Origin of the sequence: Agromyces cerinus subsp. cerinus (assembly GCF_900142065.1) — a bacterium.
In the GTDB taxonomy this organism is placed as follows: domain Bacteria; phylum Actinomycetota; class Actinomycetes; order Actinomycetales; family Microbacteriaceae; genus Agromyces; species Agromyces cerinus.
In genome coordinates this window covers 602,598-618,209 of the sequence record NZ_FSRJ01000003.1, presented here as the reverse complement: position 1 = coordinate 618,209, position 15,612 = coordinate 602,598, and the positions used below count along the sequence as shown (strand labels likewise).

The 15,612-nt window shown below is 70.2% G+C and carries 12 protein-coding genes; 3 read left to right on the top strand and 9 right to left on the bottom strand.

Translation table 11 applies throughout. The features are described from left to right. Window positions 1–18: 18 nt before the first annotated feature. The gene (locus BUR99_RS13320; RefSeq protein ID WP_074260818.1) at window positions 19–870 is read right to left on the bottom strand and encodes an SDR family oxidoreductase; all 852 of its coding nucleotides are present in this window, start codon (window positions 868–870) and stop codon (window positions 19–21) included. Continuing rightward, window positions 867–1,142: a hypothetical protein gene (locus BUR99_RS13315; RefSeq protein ID WP_074260817.1), complete on the bottom strand. Its 276-nt coding sequence runs from the start codon at window positions 1,140–1,142 to the stop codon at window positions 867–869. Before BUR99_RS13315 ends, BUR99_RS13320 begins: the two co-directional genes overlap by 4 nt. Before the next feature lie 83 nt (window positions 1,143–1,225). On the opposite strand from BUR99_RS13315, the gene BUR99_RS13310 reads away from it, so the two are divergent. Then, window positions 1,226–1,696, top strand: a complete 471-nt coding sequence (locus BUR99_RS13310) for a MarR family winged helix-turn-helix transcriptional regulator (protein WP_074261045.1) — start codon at window positions 1,226–1,228, stop codon at window positions 1,694–1,696. Here BUR99_RS13310 and BUR99_RS13305 read toward each other — a convergent pair. Continuing rightward, a complete protein-coding gene (locus BUR99_RS13305) occupies window positions 1,686–2,048 on the bottom strand; it encodes a MerR family transcriptional regulator (protein ID WP_074260816.1) in 363 nt (120 codons plus the stop codon). The two genes, BUR99_RS13310 and BUR99_RS13305, sit on opposite strands and share 11 nt — an antisense overlap. A 72-nt stretch (window positions 2,049–2,120) precedes the next feature. Between BUR99_RS13305 and BUR99_RS13300 the strand changes: the two genes are divergently transcribed. Beyond that, complete coding sequence (locus tag BUR99_RS13300; protein WP_084183984.1) at window positions 2,121–3,344, top strand: MFS transporter; 1,224 nt, start codon at window positions 2,121–2,123, stop codon at window positions 3,342–3,344. A gap of 16 nt (window positions 3,345–3,360) precedes the next feature. Here BUR99_RS13300 and pulA read toward each other — a convergent pair whose 3' ends face one another. Further along, entirely contained in the window at window positions 3,361–9,465 is a 6,105-nt protein-coding gene (pulA, locus tag BUR99_RS13295) for a pullulanase-type alpha-1,6-glucosidase (protein WP_074260815.1), read from the bottom strand. 344 nt (window positions 9,466–9,809) lie between these two features. Between pulA and BUR99_RS13290 the strand changes: the two genes are divergently transcribed. Further along, a complete protein-coding gene (locus BUR99_RS13290; protein WP_074260814.1) occupies window positions 9,810–10,802 on the top strand; it encodes a 1-phosphofructokinase family hexose kinase in 993 nt (330 codons plus the stop codon). A gap of 13 nt (window positions 10,803–10,815) precedes the next feature. Here the strand turns inward: BUR99_RS13290 and ccsB are convergent, their stop codons facing one another. From ccsB to BUR99_RS13265, 5 genes are read right to left on the bottom strand one after another with little or no spacing between them, the layout of a single operon-like run. Further along, window positions 10,816–11,763 carry a c-type cytochrome biogenesis protein CcsB gene (gene ccsB, locus BUR99_RS13285; RefSeq protein WP_074261043.1) on the bottom strand — a complete coding sequence of 316 codons (948 nt, stop codon included), beginning with the start codon at window positions 11,761–11,763 and terminating at the stop codon, window positions 10,816–10,818. A 57-nt stretch (window positions 11,764–11,820) separates the two neighbouring features. Continuing rightward, window positions 11,821–13,587 carry a cytochrome c biogenesis protein ResB gene (gene resB, locus BUR99_RS13280; protein WP_074260813.1) on the bottom strand — a complete coding sequence of 589 codons (1,767 nt, stop codon included), beginning with the start codon at window positions 13,585–13,587 and terminating at the stop codon, window positions 11,821–11,823. Further along, entirely contained in the window at window positions 13,571–14,317 is a 747-nt protein-coding gene (locus tag BUR99_RS13275) for a cytochrome c biogenesis CcdA family protein (protein WP_074260812.1), read from the bottom strand. The genes resB and BUR99_RS13275 overlap by 17 nt, the downstream gene beginning before the upstream one ends. Window positions 14,318–14,320: 3 nt before the next feature. Then, window positions 14,321–14,914, bottom strand: a complete 594-nt coding sequence (locus BUR99_RS13270) for a TlpA family protein disulfide reductase (RefSeq protein WP_074260811.1) — start codon at window positions 14,912–14,914, stop codon at window positions 14,321–14,323. Beyond that, window positions 14,914–15,573 (bottom strand): histidine phosphatase family protein, encoded by a 660-nt coding sequence (locus BUR99_RS13265; protein WP_074260810.1) that lies wholly within the window; start codon window positions 15,571–15,573, stop codon window positions 14,914–14,916. The genes BUR99_RS13270 and BUR99_RS13265 overlap by 1 nt, the downstream gene beginning before the upstream one ends. Window positions 15,574–15,612 lie beyond the last annotated feature (39 nt).

The following is a 15,612-nucleotide window of genomic DNA, read 5'->3' as shown; positions in this document are numbered from 1 at the left end:
TCACGATCGCTGCGGCGATCAGGCCGCCGCACGCAGCATCGACGCGTGATCGCGCGCGAAGGTCGCGAAGTCCCGCGCCTGGCGGCCGACCACCCGCTCGAAGTCGGGCGTGGTGAGATCACCCCAGTTCGACGCGTACGCCCGCCCGTACTCGACGCTGACCGCTGCGACCCACTCGGGAAGCCCGAAGCCGAGCATCGCGGCGTAGGCCTGGTCATCACTCAGCTTGCGGTACGAGATCGGCATCTCGAGCACGGATGCCGCGGCATCGGCCGCCTCGTGCAGCGAGATGCTCTCTGGCCCCGTGATCGTGTAGGTGGCACCGGCGTGGGCGCGCGGATCGGCGAGCACCACTGCCGCGAAATCGGCGATGTCGCGCACGTCGATGAGTCCGACGCGGCCATCACCGAGCGCTCCGTAGAGGGCGTCGCCGTTCACGCCGCCGAGCAGGTTCTGCATGAAGAATGCGGGCCTGATGATCGTCCAGTCGATGCCCGAGGCACGCAGCTCGGCGTCGGAGAGGGCATGCAGCCTGCCGTTCCTGGTCGGGGCATCGTGCGCCGCGCCGATCGCCGAGAGGCGCACGATGTGGCGCACGCCGGCCGCGCGGGCCGCCCAGATCGCGTTCATGCTCGCGTGCGGCGCCTGCGGGCCCATGGCAGTGAGCAGCCAGAGGGTGTCGACGCCGTCGAAGGCGACGTCGAGCGAGGCCGGGTCGTCGAGGTCGCCGACGACGATCTCGACGCCGGGGATCGCGGGTGCCTTCGCGGCGTCGCGCACCATGGCCCGCACCTCGAGGCCGGAGCCCGCGAGTCGTTCGAGGAGGGCGCTGGAGATGTTGCCGTTGGCGCCGGTGATGAGCACGGTCATGCTGCCACCCCCGCTTCGGAGACGACGAGCTCGTCGATGGCGGAGAAGAAGGCACCGATACCGGGCAGGTTCGCGCCCTTCTCACGAGAGGCCGTGAGGTCGGCGGCGCTTCGCCACTCGACGATGTCGAGCCATTCGCCGCCCGTGAGCTCGACGAGCCGGGCGCCGATGAAGCCCGAGCGGTCGGTGCTGAAGTCGGCCAGCATGGCGGGCCGTGCAGCCAACAGCGCCGCGCGACTGCCCGCCCGGAACCTGGTGAGTTCGATGATCATGTGTGCTCTCCTTCGCTACACTGGTGAACGTATAGTAAGAGTTCATGATCGTCAAGATCAGTGACTAAATTCGAGGAATGATGATGAGACGCAGCGAACGCAAGGCCGCCTCGCCCGACCTCGGGATCCTGGCGAATCGCGCGCTGCACGCGGTGCAGCGTGAACTGTTCCGCACCCTCGCCGAGCAGGGCCACCCCGATCTGCGCCCGCGCCACGGCGCGGTCATGGCGTTCATCGACGAAGAGGGCAGCCGGGCCACCGATCTCGCCCAGCAGTCGGGTCAGCACAAGCAGGTCATCGGCACGCTCGTCGACGAGCTGGCCGCGCTCGGCTACGTGCGGCGCGAGCCCGACCCCGACGACCGTCGCGCCAAGCTCGTCGTGCCGACCGAGCGCGGACTCGACCAGATGCAGCGATCCGACGCGATCGTGGGCGAGATCGAAGCCCGCCACGCGGCGGCGGCGGGCGAAGCGGCCTACGACGCGTTCAAGCGACTGCTCCGACAGGTCGGCGAGGCACCACCGGCCGACGGCGACGCCGGCGTCACCCCGTGACGGTGGCCCGTTCCAGGTAGCTCGTGATGGCGTCGCGGTTCTTCGCGAGGCATCCGATGCGCTGATCGAGTTGGGCACGTCGTTCGGCGAGCGTCTCGGCGAGGTCGCGCTGAATGACGGGCGCCGAGGCGTTCGACGTGCTCGCGAGGCACGGCAGCATGTCGTGGATCACCGCGGTCGGGATGCCGGCTTCGATGAGGCCGCGCACCTGGGTCACCCGTTCGATCGCCGTGTCGTCGTAGTCGCGGTACCCGTTGTGCTCGCGCGTCGAGCTCACGAGGCCCTGCTCCTCGTAGTACCGCAGCAGACGCGTGGCCACGCCCGTCCGCGTCGAGAGTTCGCCGATGCGCATGCCGCCTCCCTGTGTCGTCGCGTGGCTCGCGACTTGACCTTCACACTAGTGTCAAGGTTTGAGACTGTCGACATGGCTTCACCGATCACCGACCGTTCCGCTCCACCGCTGCCCGCAACCGCCACCCGCCGATCGCGTGCGCGTCTGCCCCTCAACGGACTCCTCGCCCTCGCCGCCGTCGTCTTCACCGGGGTCGTCACCGAGATCCTCCCGGCCGGGCTCCTGCCGCAGATGAGCGCCGACCTCGGGGTGTCCGAATCCCAGATCGGCCAGCTCGTGGCGATCTACGCGGTCACCACCGCGATCACCGCGATCCCGCTCACCGCCGTCACCCGCAGCCTGCCGCGGAAGCCCCTGCTCGTCGGGCTCGTGATCGGCTTCGCCCTCGTCAACGGCGTCACGGCGATCGCCGACTCCTACACGGTGATCCTCATCGCCCGCATGTTCGGCGGCATGCTCGCCGGACTCCTCTGGGCGATGGCCGCGGGCTACGCCATGCGCACGGTGGCGCCCGAGCACTCGGGCCGCGCCCTCTCGGTCGCGATGGTGGGCACCCCGCTCGCCTTCGCGTTCGGCCTGCCGATCGCGACCACGCTCGGCGCCGCCATCGGGTGGCGCGCGGCGTTCGGCGTCATCGCCGTCGTCGGGATCGGGCTCGCGGTCTGGGCAGCAGCAGCACTCCCCTCGTTCCCCGGCGAGCGCTCGGGGCAGCGGCCCAGTCTGTCGTCGGTGCTGCGGATGCCGGGACTCGTCGCCGTGCTCGCCACGACCGGGCTGTTCGTGCTCGCCCACAACCTCGCGTACACCTACATCGCGCCCATCACCGTCGCCTCGGGCATCGACCGTCACCTCGACCTGGCGCTGCTCGTCTTCGGCGTGCCCGCCGTGATCGGCGTGATCGTCGCTGGCGCCCTCGTCGATCGGCGGATGCGGTCGATGGTGCTCGTCGCGACGGCCCTGCTCGGCCTCGCGATGATCGCGATCGGCCTCTTCGCCGCCCAGCCCGTCGTGGTCTACGTCGCGCTCGCGGCCTGGGGCATCGCCTACGGCAGCGCGCCGACCCTGTTGCAGGCGGCGCCGGCGCGCATCGCGGGCGATGCCGCGGATGTCGCGCAGTCCATGGTCGTCGCGACCTGGAACGGCGCGATCGCAGCCGGCGCGTTCCTCGGCGGCATCGCCCTCGACACGATGGGCGTCGAAGCGCTGCCGTGGCTCGCGCTGGCCCTGCTCGCCGCCGCCGCGGTCATCGCGGCGACGGCGCGTGCGGCCTTCCGGCCGGTGGGGGCCGGGGCATGACCCCGGCCCCGCCCGGTCACCAGAGGATGAGCGGCACCGTGAACGACTGCGAATCGGCATAGCCCTCGCCGCCGTCGAACACCGCGCGCACGAGATGCAGCCCGCCAGGCAGCTTCGGGAGCTTCACGTCGACGCGTCCCTTGTCGCTCGACTCGAGCTCGGCCTCCGCGATGAGCGTGCCGCCGTCGTACACGCGCACGTCGCCGACCGGTGCGCTGCCGTCGAGGGCGAACACCCTGCCCTGCAGCTTCACCGCGGAACCGGCCTTCGCGAGCAGCTTGTTCGGCGCCGCGACCGTGACGGTGGCGACCGCCGGCGGCGGCTGCTCGTCGACGAGCACGGCGACGCTGCGGGCGGGCACGGTGACCGTGCCCGTCGCGGCATCCCACGTCGTCGTCTTCACGACGGCGTCGGAGCCGTTCGCCTGCGCCTCGGCGAGCGCGAACTCGCGACCGGCGAGCCCGGCGACCGTCTCGGTCACCGGCTCGGGCGAGGCGTTGAACACGACGAGCGCACCGTCGAGCTCGGGGTCGACGTCGTCGCCCACGAGGTCGTCGATCTGCATCGCGATCACGCCGGGGGTCGCCTCGGCGCCGCTGTTCGGGAACGACACCTTCTCGTCGATGAGCTCGGCCGAACCGAGCTGCAGCAGGTCGACCGTCGAACGCACGCGCAACAGGTCGAGCGCGGATGCCTCGGCGGCGGCGATGTCCGCGGCGCCCGGCTTGAGCGCCGGGTCCGCGAGCAGCGGCGCCATGGCCTCCCACTTGCCGCCGTTGTCGGTCTCGCCCGGCAGGCCCGAGCCGAAGGTCGACTCCTGACCGGTCCAGTCGATGCGGTTGAACCAGTCTCCCGAGTTGTAGCTGTTGCGATCGAGCGACTTCGAGCGCAGCAGCTCGGTGCCGGCGTGCCAGAACGAGGGCGACTGCGACAGCGTCACGGTCGCGAGCTCGAGGGTGTTCATGCGCACGCGGTCGGCCATCGTCGTGTCGGCCGGCAGCTTGAACACCGAGAGGTCGTAGAGCGTCTCGTTGTCGTGGGCGTCGACGTAGTTGATGACCTCGTCGGGCTGGTCGGCGTAGCCGGCCGGCGCACCCCGGTAGTCGAGCGCGTCGCCGCGCACGAGCTGCCCCGAGGCATCCGTCAGCTCGTAGCCGCGGAGGTTGCCCGCGAGTCCGAGCTTCACCAGGTCGGTCTGGTGGCCGAGGTCGGCGAGCTGGTCGGCCTGCGATGGCGTACCCGGCCGGCCGTTGGGGTCGGTGCCGAGGCCGGTGCCGAAGCCCTGCTGGAACGTCGAGGCGCCGTCGACCGGGCTGCCGCCGTGCACGGCATCGCGCAGCCGGTCGTTGAAGGTGCCGATGCCCGTGCCGCCGAGCTGGCCCTGCGTGGCCTGTTCGAAGAGGGCGTTGTCGGCGACCTCGCCGAAGTTCCAGCCTTCGCCGTAGAGGTAGACGGATGACCCGTCGACACCGTCCTCCGCGAGCGTGAGCTCATCGAGGGCTGCGCGCACGGCCAGCATGTTGGCCTTCGAGTGGTGGCCCATGAGGTCGAAGCGGAAGCCGTCGACCTTGTACTCCTTGGCCCACAGCACCACCGAGTCGACCATGAGCTTCTGCGCCACGTCGTGCTCGGTCGCCACGTTCTGGCAGCACGTCGAGGTCTCGACGTTGCCGGCCGCGTTCAGGCGCTGGTAGTAGCCCGGCACGATGCGATCGAGCACCGACTTGGCGCCCTGGCCGCCCTCGGCCGTGTGGTTGTAGACCTCGTCGAGCACGACCTGCAAGCCAGTGGCGTGCAGCGCGCCGACCATCTCGCGGAACTCGGTGACCCGGGCGCCGCCGTTCGGGTCGACGGCGTACGAGCCCTCGGGCGTCTGGAAGTGGAACGGGTCGTAGCCCCAGTTGAAGCCGTCGAGGTCGCGGATCGCGTTGATGCACGCCTGCTGCTCGGGCGACGCGGGACCGAACGACGCGAGGTCGCAGTCGGGCGTCGCCTGGGCGGCCCGGTTCTCCTCGATCGTCGCGATGTCGAACGTCGGCAGCAGGTGCACCGTGTTGATGCCGGCGTCGGCGAGCTGCTCCAGCTGGGCGGTGCCTGCCGAGTCCCGTGTAAAGGCGCGGTAGGTGCCGCGCTCCTCAGCCGGCACGGTCTCGTCGCCGATCGAGAAGTCGCGCACGTGCAGTTCGTAGATCGCACGGTCGACCGGGCGCTCGACGACCGGCGCCGGCGTCTCCTCCCACTGCTCGGGTCGGAGCGACTCGTCGTCGAGATCGACGACGACCGAGCGCACCGAGTTCGCCGTGAGGGCGACCGAGTACGGGTCGGTGACCGAGTTCGTCTCGATCTCGCCGGTGCTCGGGGCGTAGACCTCCACGGACCAGCGGTACTCGGCCCCGGCCGCGAGCGGCTCGCCGTCGGCACCGTCGGCGCCCGCGACCGACCAGACGCCGGTCTCGTCGTCGAAGACGGCGGGCGTCGTGACGGGCTCGCCGCTCTCGCCCGTCGGGAACACCTCGAGCGCGACCGACTGCGCGGTCGGCGCCCAGAGCGCGAGGGTCGGTTCGCCGCCCCTCCAGTCGACACCGAGCGGCACGGATGCCACGGCGTCGCCGTAGAGCGCATCGAGCACGCCGGGCAGCTGCACGCCGGTGAAGGCGGTCAGCTCGTCGCCCGTCGATTGCGCGACCGCGAGCTGCTCGGTGAGGAGCCCCTGCACCTCGGCGCGGTCGAGGCCGACCGGGCGCAGGGCGAGGGAGCCCTCGAGCGCCGGGAACGCCGCGAGCTGCTCATCGGAGAGCCCGTCGGGGTCGAGCTCGAGCTCGACCGCGTCGCCGCCCCCGGTCACCTCGCCGCCCTCGACGACGAGCGAGGCATCGCCCGAGTGCTCGAGGGTCCACGAGGCATCCGCTGCCTCGGCGCCGCCGAGGAGTTCCGCGGGCCATGCGAGCGTGTCCTCGCCGACCCAGTGCGCGCGCGCCTCACCGGTGCCGGCGAGCGGCGGGTCGGTGACGACGATCTCGAGCACGTGCGTGGCGAGCGTGTAGCGGAACTCGACGAGCTTGCCGGTGGCGGCGGTGAACGTGTAGTTCGCTCCGCCCGGTGCGCCGCCCACGCCGTAGTTCTCGTCCCAGCCCTGGCCGTGGGCGACCTTCGTCTCGTACGCGCCGTCGGGGATCTGGTCGATCGCGTAGGTCAGCACGCCGTCCTTGTCGCCGTCCTGCATGAGCGAGGCGAGGCAGTCGGGCTGCCAGTCGCCGGGGCAGCCGACCTCCGACTGGAAGCTCCCGGGCAGCGTCACGACGGGACCCTCGGCGGTCGAGGAGACCACCTTCGTGTCGGGGTTCCAGAAGAACGTGATCGGCCCGCCCGTGTGCGAGTAGGTGACGTTGCCGCCGTTCGGCTCGCCGTTCGCGCCGTAGTTGACGTCCCAGCTGCCGTTGATCGCGACCTTGTACTCGTAGTCGCCCGCGGCGACGTCGAACGTGCCCGCGTAGATGCCGTCGGCGCGGAGCGTGAGCTTCGCGGCCTCGCAGCCGGGAGCCCAGTCGCCCGCGCAGCCCATCTCGGAGTTGTGCGAGCCGGGCACCGTCACGAGGTCGATCGGCTGCTCGGGCTCCTCCTCCTCGACGAGGTTCACGGCGTTGCCGACCGAGGCGTAGGTGCTCGCGGCGGCGCGGTTGCCCGCGGCATCCGTCGAGATCGCGCGGTACTCGAGCAGAGTGCCCTGCTCGAGGCCCGCCGTGTCGTGGAAGACGCGGGGGCTCGTGTCTTCAGCCGTGCCGAGCGCGTGCCACGCATCGTCGCCGGTGGCACCGGCGATCCGCCAGGCGAAGCTCGTCTCCTGCCAGGTGGCGTCGTCGACATCGGCGACGACGGGGGTGATGCCCGAGACGCCGGCGCCGGCGACCGGCGTCGAGACCGTGATGGCGGATGCCGCGTCGGGCGCGCTCACCGCGCGATCGGCCTTCCAGACGACCGAGCCGAACGGCGGCACGGTGATCGAGGCGACGCCGTCGGCGTTCGCGGTGAACGCCTCTGCTGCCTGAGCCTGTCGAAGGCCGCCCGAGAGCACCGAGAACTCGCCGTCCTTCGTGAGCGTCGAGACGTCGACCGTCTTCGCGGCGGCCGAGTTGTTCGCGGCGACGAGGTACTCGACCTGCTCGGCACGATCGACGCGGCTGAAGGCGTAGACGCCCGCGCCGTTGTCGACGTAGCGCTCGATCTGCGCGCCCGTCGCGAGCGCCGGGTGCGCGGAGCGGAGCGCGGCGAGTTCGGAGATGTGCTCGTAGAGCGGAGCATCCGTCGCGTAGCGGTCGACGTTGCCGGCCGTCTCGCCCGTGACGAGCGGCTGGTTCTGGTACTCGGCCACCTGGCTCGCGAAGAGCGTCTGCCGGGCGTCCTTGTCGCCGCCGGTGCCCGCGAAGCCCTGCTCGTCGCCGTAGTAGACGACGGGCTGGCCGCGCGTGAGGAAGAGCAGCTCGTGCGCGAGCTCGTCTCGGGCGAGCGGGGCATCCGTCGACTGCAGGAACATGCCGACGCGGCCCATGTCGTGGTTGCCGAGGAAGGTGGGCAGGGCCGTCGCCGAGGAGTCGGGGGTCGTGTAGTAGTCGTCGCCCGCGAAGAGCGACTGCAGGTTCTTGGCCGAGTTGCCGGCCGCGAAGCTCACGGCCTGCGACTGGAAGGTGAAGTCGAGCACCGAGTTCATGTCGGTCTTGCGCACGTAGGGGCTGAGCTTCTGCGGGTCGGCGTCGTAGACCTCGCCGAACATGAAGAAGTCGGGCTTCTTCGCGACGTCGTGGGCGTAGTCGAGCACCTCGGTCGACCACTGCTCCCAGAACTCGAAGTTCACGTGCTTGGCGGTGTCGATGCGGAAGCCGTCGATGCCGAGGTCGATCCACTGCTCGTAGACGTCGACGAAGCCGTTCACGACGGTCGGGTGCTCGGTCATGAGGTCGTCGAGGCCCGAGAAGTCGCCGTAGGTCACCGACTCCCCCTCCCACGTCGAGTCGCCGCGGTTGTGGTACAGCGTGGGGTCGTTGAGCCAGGCCGGCACCTTGAGGTCGGCGTCATCGCCCGTGAGGGTCGGCGTGTAGGGGAAGCTCGTCGCCGCGTCGAGGGCCGGGAAGTCGGCACCCGTGTCGGCGTCGGCGAAGTCGGCGGGGTCGAAGGCGGCGCCGTCTGCGGCGAGGTAGGGGCTCGTCGCCTGGTCGATGTACGAGTACTGCTGCTCCTCGTAGTCGATGACGTCGGCCGTGTGGTTCGTGATGATGTCGAAGTAGACCTTGATGCCCTTGTCGTGGGCCTCGGCGATGAGCGCCTCGAGCTCGGCGTTCGTGCCGAGGTGCGGGTCGATCTGGGTGAAGTCGGTGATCCAGTAGCCGTGGTACCCGGCGCTCGCGTTCGCGCCCTCGCCCTGCACCGGGCGGTTCTTGAAGCTCGGGGTGAGCCAGATCGCCGTCGTGCCGAGCCCGTCGATGTAGTCGAGCTGCTGACGCAGGCCTGCGAGGTCGCCGCCGTTGTAGAAGCCCTTGTCGGTCGGGTCGTAGCCGGTCGCCATGCGGTCGCCGTCGAGGCCGCCCTCGTCGTTCGACGTGTCGCCGTTGGCGAAGCGGTCGGTCATGACGAAGTAGAACACCTCGTCGCTGCCGGGCTGGCGCACGGGAGCGGCCACGAGATCGGCGTCGGATGCCTCGTCGTAGGCGCCGCGCAGCGTCGCCTCGGTGGCCTCGAGACCGACCTTCTTCAGGTTGTCGTCGAAGACGACGCGCACCGCGGTGTCGCCTGCGACGGTCAGCGGGATGTTGTCGCCCCCGCCGTTCAGCCCGTAGGCCTCGTCCCAGGTGTCGTTCACGGCGACCTTGTACTCCCAGCTGCCCGCGGGGATCGTGAAGTCGGCCGCGAAGACGCCGGGAGTGCCGGTGGCGGTCAGTTCGGTCTCGGCGCAGTCGGGCGCCCAGTCGGCCGCGCATCCGAGCTCGCTCTGCAGCGAGCCGACGAGGGCGAAGGTGCGCGCCTCGTCCGCCACGGCGGCGAGGCCCGGGATCACGGTGAGCACGGATGCCGCGAGCCCTCCTGCGACCACGAGGGCGAACCAGCTGCGAGCACGTGCGCGTTGCGTCATCCTTGACTCCCGATTCCCGGCACGACCGCGTGCCTCCGACCTGCAGGCGACCGTAGCAGCGGCGGAATCGTTAATGCAAGCGCTTACATGCGCTGGTGAGCGAATTGCCCTGTATTCACCGCTGTCGACCAAAGTCGACCCGTCCGCGGCAGCTCGCACTGGAAGCGCTGTCAGGCAGATCGCCTCGCGGTTCTGCTCACTGCTCGCGTGGCCTGCTCAGCCTCCGTCGAGCCCGGTGCCGCCTCCGGTCAACAGGGCTGGAGCGTCGCCGCGGCAACCGGGCCCGTCCCTGACCGCCCGCCGTCGCAGCCCATCCAGCGGCCCCTGACTCCTACACTGAGCCCATGGCAGCTTTGGGGAAGCATCCACTCCACCACGATCCCATCGTCACGGTGACTCCGAATCCCGCACTCGACATCAGCACCACCGCGGCTCGCGTCATTCCGGAGCACAAGATGCGCTGCGGTCCCACCCGGCTGGATCCGGGCGGCGGCGGCATCAACGTCTCACGTGTCGTGCGAAACCTCGGCGGCCGATCGATCGCGGTGTACTCGGTGGGTGGGCCGACCGGCCAGGCCTATCGCGAACTGCTCGAGGCCGAGGGCATCGCCGGCCGCGCCGTCCCGGTCGGCGCCAACACGCGCTCGAGCTTCACGGTCGATGAGACCGAGACCGGCGAGCAGTTCCGGTTCGTGCTGCCCGGTCACGAGCTGCACGAACCCGAGTGGAGGGCCTTCCTGTCCGCTGTCGCCGACGACATGCCCGTCGGCGGTTACGTCGTGCCGAGCGGAAGCCTGCCGCCGGGCGCACCCATCGACTTCTACGGCCGCATCGGGCGGATCGCTCGCGACACGGGCACGAGATGCGTCGTCGACACCTCGGGCGAGGCCCTGCGCGCAGCGCTCGACGAGGGCGTCTACCTGATCAAACCGAGCCGACGCGAGCTGGGCGAACTGGTCGGCGCGGAACTCCGAGACGAAGACGACATGCAGGAGGCGGCCCGCGACCTCGTGGATGCGGGGGCATGCGAGGTGGTGGCCCTCACGATGGCGGCTGCCGGGGCCCTCGTCGTCACTGCGGACGGTGCGCTGCGGCTGCACCCACCGGCGATCGACGTGCAGAGCACCGTCGGCGCCGGCGATTCCTTCCTCGGCGGGTTCGTGCTCCGGCTCGCGCAGGGCGATGACGTGCCCACGGCGTTCCGCACAGCCGTCGCAGCGGGCAGCGCCACCTCGATGCGGCCGGGCACCGAGCTCTGCCACGCGGACGACGTGGTGGCGCTCAGCACCGGGCTCGCGCCCGTCGACGTGACGCGCGCACGTCAGCCACGTCCCTGACGAGCCCCGCGGATCAGAGACCCGAGTAGGCGTGCAGGCCCTTGAAGAAGAGGTTCACCACGGTGAAGTTGAAGAGCACCGTCGAGAAGCCGATGATCGCGAGCCAGGCCGAGCGGGAGCCCCGCCAGCCGCGCGTCGCACGGGCATGGATGTAGCCGGCGTAGACCACCCAGATGATGAAGGTCCACACCTCCTTGGTGTCCCAGCCCCAGTAGCGACCCCAGGCCTTCTCGGCCCAGACGGAGCCGGCCATGAGGGTGAAGGTCCACATGATGAAGCCGATGATGTTGATGCGGTACGCGAGGTTCTCGAGCGTGACCGAGTCGGGCAGCGTCGCGAGGAAGGTGAGCTTCGCGGCCTTCGCCGTCGCCGCGATCGACTCGCGGCGCGCCTGCATGAGCTGCACGACCGAGAGCGCGAAGCCGAGGGCGAAGAGACCGACCGACGCGCTCGCCACGAACACGTGGATGACGAGCCACACCGACTGCAGCGCCGGCGGCAGCGGGACCGGGCTGACGTAGAAGTTCAGCGCCGCGACGCCGAGCAGCACGAGCACGAGACCCGTGATGAAGGTGCCGAGGAATCGGAGGTCCTGCTTCGAGACCGTGATCACGATGAGGAAGACCGTGGTGATGATGAGCGTGCCCGTGAGCGCGAACTCGTACATGTTCGCCCACGGCACGCGACCCGCGGCGAGGCCGCGCAGCACCGTGGCCGAGAGGTGCAGGATCCACGCGAGCACCGTCATCGCGACACCGACGCGCAGCGCCGGCGAGCGGCCGTAGGCGACGGATGCCGCCGGCTTCGCCGCGACCGCCGAGCGCGGGCCGCGCCCGGCACCGACCGCGACGGCCTCCTTCACCTCGACGCGCGCCGCGGCATCCGCTGCCGCCGTGGCCGCCGCCGAGCGCCTCGCGAGGTCGATCGAGAACGCGATGAACGCGATCGCGTACACGACCATGGCCGAGTACACGCAGAGGATGGAGATCTCATCGAGCGTCAACTGCACTGTTCTACCTTACGTCGAAGATTTCTCGGGGGCATCTGCGGTTTCAACGGATGCCGCGGGGCCGGCGTGCTTGTCGGCGAACCCCGTCACGGCGTCTTCGAGTCCCGGGTCCTCGCCGCGGGCGAGCGCGGCGTACTCGAGCACGACGCTGCCGTCGGGCTTCGAGACGGCCTTGACCCACATGCGGCGGCGTGGCACGAAGAGCGAGACGAGGAGCCCGCCGAGGATGAGCGCGGCGAAGGCGAGCACCCACATCTGCGTCGGGTCGTGGTGGATGTCGAAGCTCGCGAAGCGCGAGACGCTCTGCGCATAGTTCCGCTCCTGGGCGGCCTCGGCATCCGCGTCGGCGTCCACGTCGACCGCGGGGGCGGCGCCCGGCGTGACGTCCTCGAAGGTCACCGTGCCGAGGCCGTTCGGCAGTTCGGCGGTCTGGCCGGGCTTCAGCTCGATGGAGTCGACCCCCGTCTTGCCGCCGCTGAGCTGCTCGAGGGTCGAGACGTCGAGCTCGTACACCGAGGTGGGCGTGCCGTCGTCGATGCCGAGGTCGCCCTGGTAGACGTTGAGCGTCAGCACCGGCAGGATCAGGTCGGGGTAGCTCGAGGTGTACGCGCCCGAGGTGAGCTCGGTCTGCGTCGGGTAGAAGAAGCCCACCATGCCGAGCTGCTCGGGCATGCCGTCGGGCACCTTCACGACGCCGATCGACGTGAGGTTCGCGTCCTGCGGCAGGAACGGCACGGCGTCGGTGAAGACGACCTCGCCCTCGGCGTTCTTCACGGTGATCGTCGGCGCATAGCCGTTGCCGAGCAGGTAGACGTCGGTGCCGTGGGTGTAGAGCGGCTCGTTGACCTTCACGGTGCGGTCTTCGGGCTCGCCGTCCTGATCCTGCACGGTCACGTTCGCCGTGAAGTCGATGGGCTGGCCGATCGCGTCCTGGTTGCGCGTCTCGTACACCGCGTCGAGATTCTCGAGCGTGAGCCGGTAGGGCGTGAGCCGGGTGTCGGTGAAGAAGCGGCCGGGGTTGAACGAGTCGTAGGCCGCGAGCGTGTTGACGAAGGTCTGCCCCTCGACGATCACGCGCTGACCCGAGAACCCGAATCCGCCGCCGAAGCCGACGGCCACGAGCACGCCGACGAGGGCGGTGTGGAAGACGAGGTTGCCGGTCTCGCGCAGGTAGCCGCGCTCGGCCGAGACGGATGGCTCGCCGCGCACCTCGTACCGCTCGACGCGGTAGCCCGCCTGGCGCAGCTGTTTCGCCGCGGAGTCGATCGCGGCAGCCGCAGCTTCGCTGGTTGAGCCTGTCGAAACCGGCAGCGGCCGTTCGGTGTAGCCCGCGAGACGCGACAGGCGCACGGGCGTGCGCGGCGGCCGGGCGCGCAGCGCCTCGAAGTGGTGCTTCGTGCGCGGGATGATGCAGCCGATGAGCGAGACGAACAGCAGCAGGTAGATCGCCGAGAACCATGCCGACGTGTACACGTCGAACATCTGGAAGCCGTCGAGGATCGGCGCGAGCGTCGGGTTGTTGTCGAAGTACTGCGTGACGCCGTTGGGGTCGCTCGAGCGTTGCGGCACGAGGGAGCCCGGCACCGCGGCGATCGCGAGCAGCAGGAGCAGCAGCAGCGCCGTGCGCATGCTCGTGAGCTGCCGCCAGGCGAAGCGCAGCCAGCCGACGAACCCGAGTTTCGGCTGGTTGACCGGCGTCTCGCCGGGGTCGGCCTCGGTCGAGTCGATGTGGTCGGCGGGCCGCGAAGGCGCGCCGGGATCAGATTGCGGGGTCAAAACCCGTGATCACCGCCTGCAGCTCGTACATCCAGATGGACCAGATCCCCGTCACCATGAGCACGCCGATCAGGATGAGCAGCGCACCTCCCGCGATGTTGATCGCGCGGATGTGACGACGGAGGAAGGCGAGGGAGCCCGTCACCCAGCTGAAGCCGGCGGCGACGAGCAGGAACGGGATGCCGAGACCGACGCAGTAGGCGAGGCCGAGCAGCACGCCGCGGCCGGCCGAGGCCGAGTCGGCACTGAGCGTGAGCACGACGGCGAGGGTCGGGCCGATGCACGGAGTCCAGCCGAGGCCGAACACGATGCCGAGCAGCGGTGCCCCGGCGAGGCCCGTCGCCGGGCGCCACGACGGCTTGAACGTGCGCTGCATGAAGGTGAACTGGCCGATGAAGACGAGACCCATGACGATGAGCAGCACCCCGGCGATGCGCACGATCAGGTCGGCGTACTGCACGAGCCACGACCCGGCGAAGCCCGCGATGAGATTGAAGCTCACGAAGACGACCGTGAACCCGGCGATGAAGAGCAGCACGCCGAGCAGCAGCCGTCGGCGGTTCTTCCGCTCCGTGGCGGCGTCGGCCGAGGCATCCGTGAAGCCGCCCAGGTAGCCCAGGTAGCCGGGTACGAGGGGCAGCACGCACGGAGAGAGGAACGAGACGAGCCCGGCGGCGATCGCGATCGGCATCGCCGCGAGCAGCTGCCCGTTCAGCACGATCTCGCCCATGCGCTAGGCCTGCTCGGCGAGGAGGTCGTCGATGATCGTCTGGAGGATCGAGGCGTCCTCGAGCTGGCCGAGCACGCGCGCGGCGACCGCGCCGTTCTGGTCGAGCACGATCGTCGTCGGCACCGCGGCGGGCGGCACCTTGCCCGCGAAGGCGAGCTGGGCGACGCCGGTCTCGACGTCGAGCACCGAGGGATAGGTGATGCCGTAGTCCTTCTCGAACGGCGCGGCGGTGCCCGCCTGGTCGCGCACGTTCACCCCGACGAAGCTCACCTCGTCGGCGTCGACCGACTCGTGCACCTCCTGCAGGATGGGCGCCTCGGCACGGCACGGCGCGCAGCCGGCGTACCAGAAGTTGACGACCTGCACCTTGCCCGCGTCATCCGCGGAGTCGTACTGCTCGCCCTCGACGGTCTCACCGTCGAACTCGATGGGATCGCCGCGATCTGCGGCGTCGTAGACCGTGATCGTGCCGTCGCCGGCGATGTAGTTCTTGCCGCTGCCCTCGCGGAACTGGTCGGCGAGCGGGTCGCTCGTGCAGCCGGTCAGCAGCAGGGCGGATGCCACGACGACCGCCGTCAACGACCAACGACTGCGCATCACACGGCTCCTACATCTGTGGCTTCGGCGGCGAGTCCCGCCGCGGGATCGGTGTAGCCGACCTCGACGAATCCGTGCCTGCTGCCGGAGCCGGTCGAAGGCTCGAGCGTCGTGATGCTCGAGAGGGCGCAGCGCCGACGACGGGGGTCGTGCGCGAGGGAGACGCCGGCGAGACGCCGGTGCACCATCCAGATCGGCAGCTGATGGCTGACGACCACGACGTCGCCGCCGTCGACCGACTGCCAGGCGTCGCCGATGGCGGCGAGCATGCGGTCGGCGATCGAGCGGAAGGGCTCGCCCCAGCTCGGTTCCCACGGGTTCACGAGCAACGGCCAGTTGCGGATGTCGCGGAGTGCGCCGTCGGGTCCGCGCATGCGCTTGCCCTCGAAGCGGTTCTCGGGCTCGATCACCCGGTCGTCGAGTGTCGGTTCGAGGCCGAAGGCCGCGGCGATCGGTTCCGCCGACTGCTGCGTGCGCTGCAGGGGCGACGAGACGAGCGCGACGATCGGGCGATCGCGGGCGACGAGGTCGTCGGCGGCGGCCTGCGCCATGCTCCGGCCAAGGTCGGAGAGGCCGAATCCCGAGAGTCGACCGTAGAGCACGCCCTGGGGGTTGAACACCTCGCCATGGCGCACGAGATGGATCTGCTCGGCCGGCACGGCTTCCAGTCTAGAGAGCGGCTTCCTTTGAATCCGCCG

What these genes read in the sequence shown, in the direction of transcription:
- BUR99_RS13320 (WP_074260818.1), bottom strand. Translation starts at nt 870, where the DNA reads ATGACCGTGCTCATCACCGGCGCCAACGGCAACATCTCCAGCGCCCTC.
- BUR99_RS13315 (WP_074260817.1), bottom strand. Translation starts at nt 1,142, where the DNA reads ATGATCATCGAACTCACCAGGTTCCGGGCGGGCAGTCGCGCGGCGCTG.
- BUR99_RS13310 (WP_074261045.1), top strand. Translation starts at nt 1,226, where the DNA reads ATGAGACGCAGCGAACGCAAGGCCGCCTCGCCCGACCTCGGGATCCTG.
- BUR99_RS13305 (WP_074260816.1), bottom strand. Translation starts at nt 2,048, where the DNA reads ATGCGCATCGGCGAACTCTCGACGCGGACGGGCGTGGCCACGCGTCTG.
- BUR99_RS13300 (WP_084183984.1), top strand. Translation starts at nt 2,121, where the DNA reads ATGGCTTCACCGATCACCGACCGTTCCGCTCCACCGCTGCCCGCAACC.
- pulA (WP_074260815.1), bottom strand. Translation starts at nt 9,465, where the DNA reads ATGACGCAACGCGCACGTGCTCGCAGCTGGTTCGCCCTCGTGGTCGCA.
- BUR99_RS13290 (WP_074260814.1), top strand. Translation starts at nt 9,810, where the DNA reads ATGGCAGCTTTGGGGAAGCATCCACTCCACCACGATCCCATCGTCACG.
- ccsB (WP_074261043.1), bottom strand. Translation starts at nt 11,763, where the DNA reads ATGGTCGTGTACGCGATCGCGTTCATCGCGTTCTCGATCGACCTCGCG.
- BUR99_RS13275 (WP_074260812.1), bottom strand. Translation starts at nt 14,317, where the DNA reads ATGGGCGAGATCGTGCTGAACGGGCAGCTGCTCGCGGCGATGCCGATC.
- BUR99_RS13270 (WP_074260811.1), bottom strand. Translation starts at nt 14,914, where the DNA reads ATGCGCAGTCGTTGGTCGTTGACGGCGGTCGTCGTGGCATCCGCCCTG.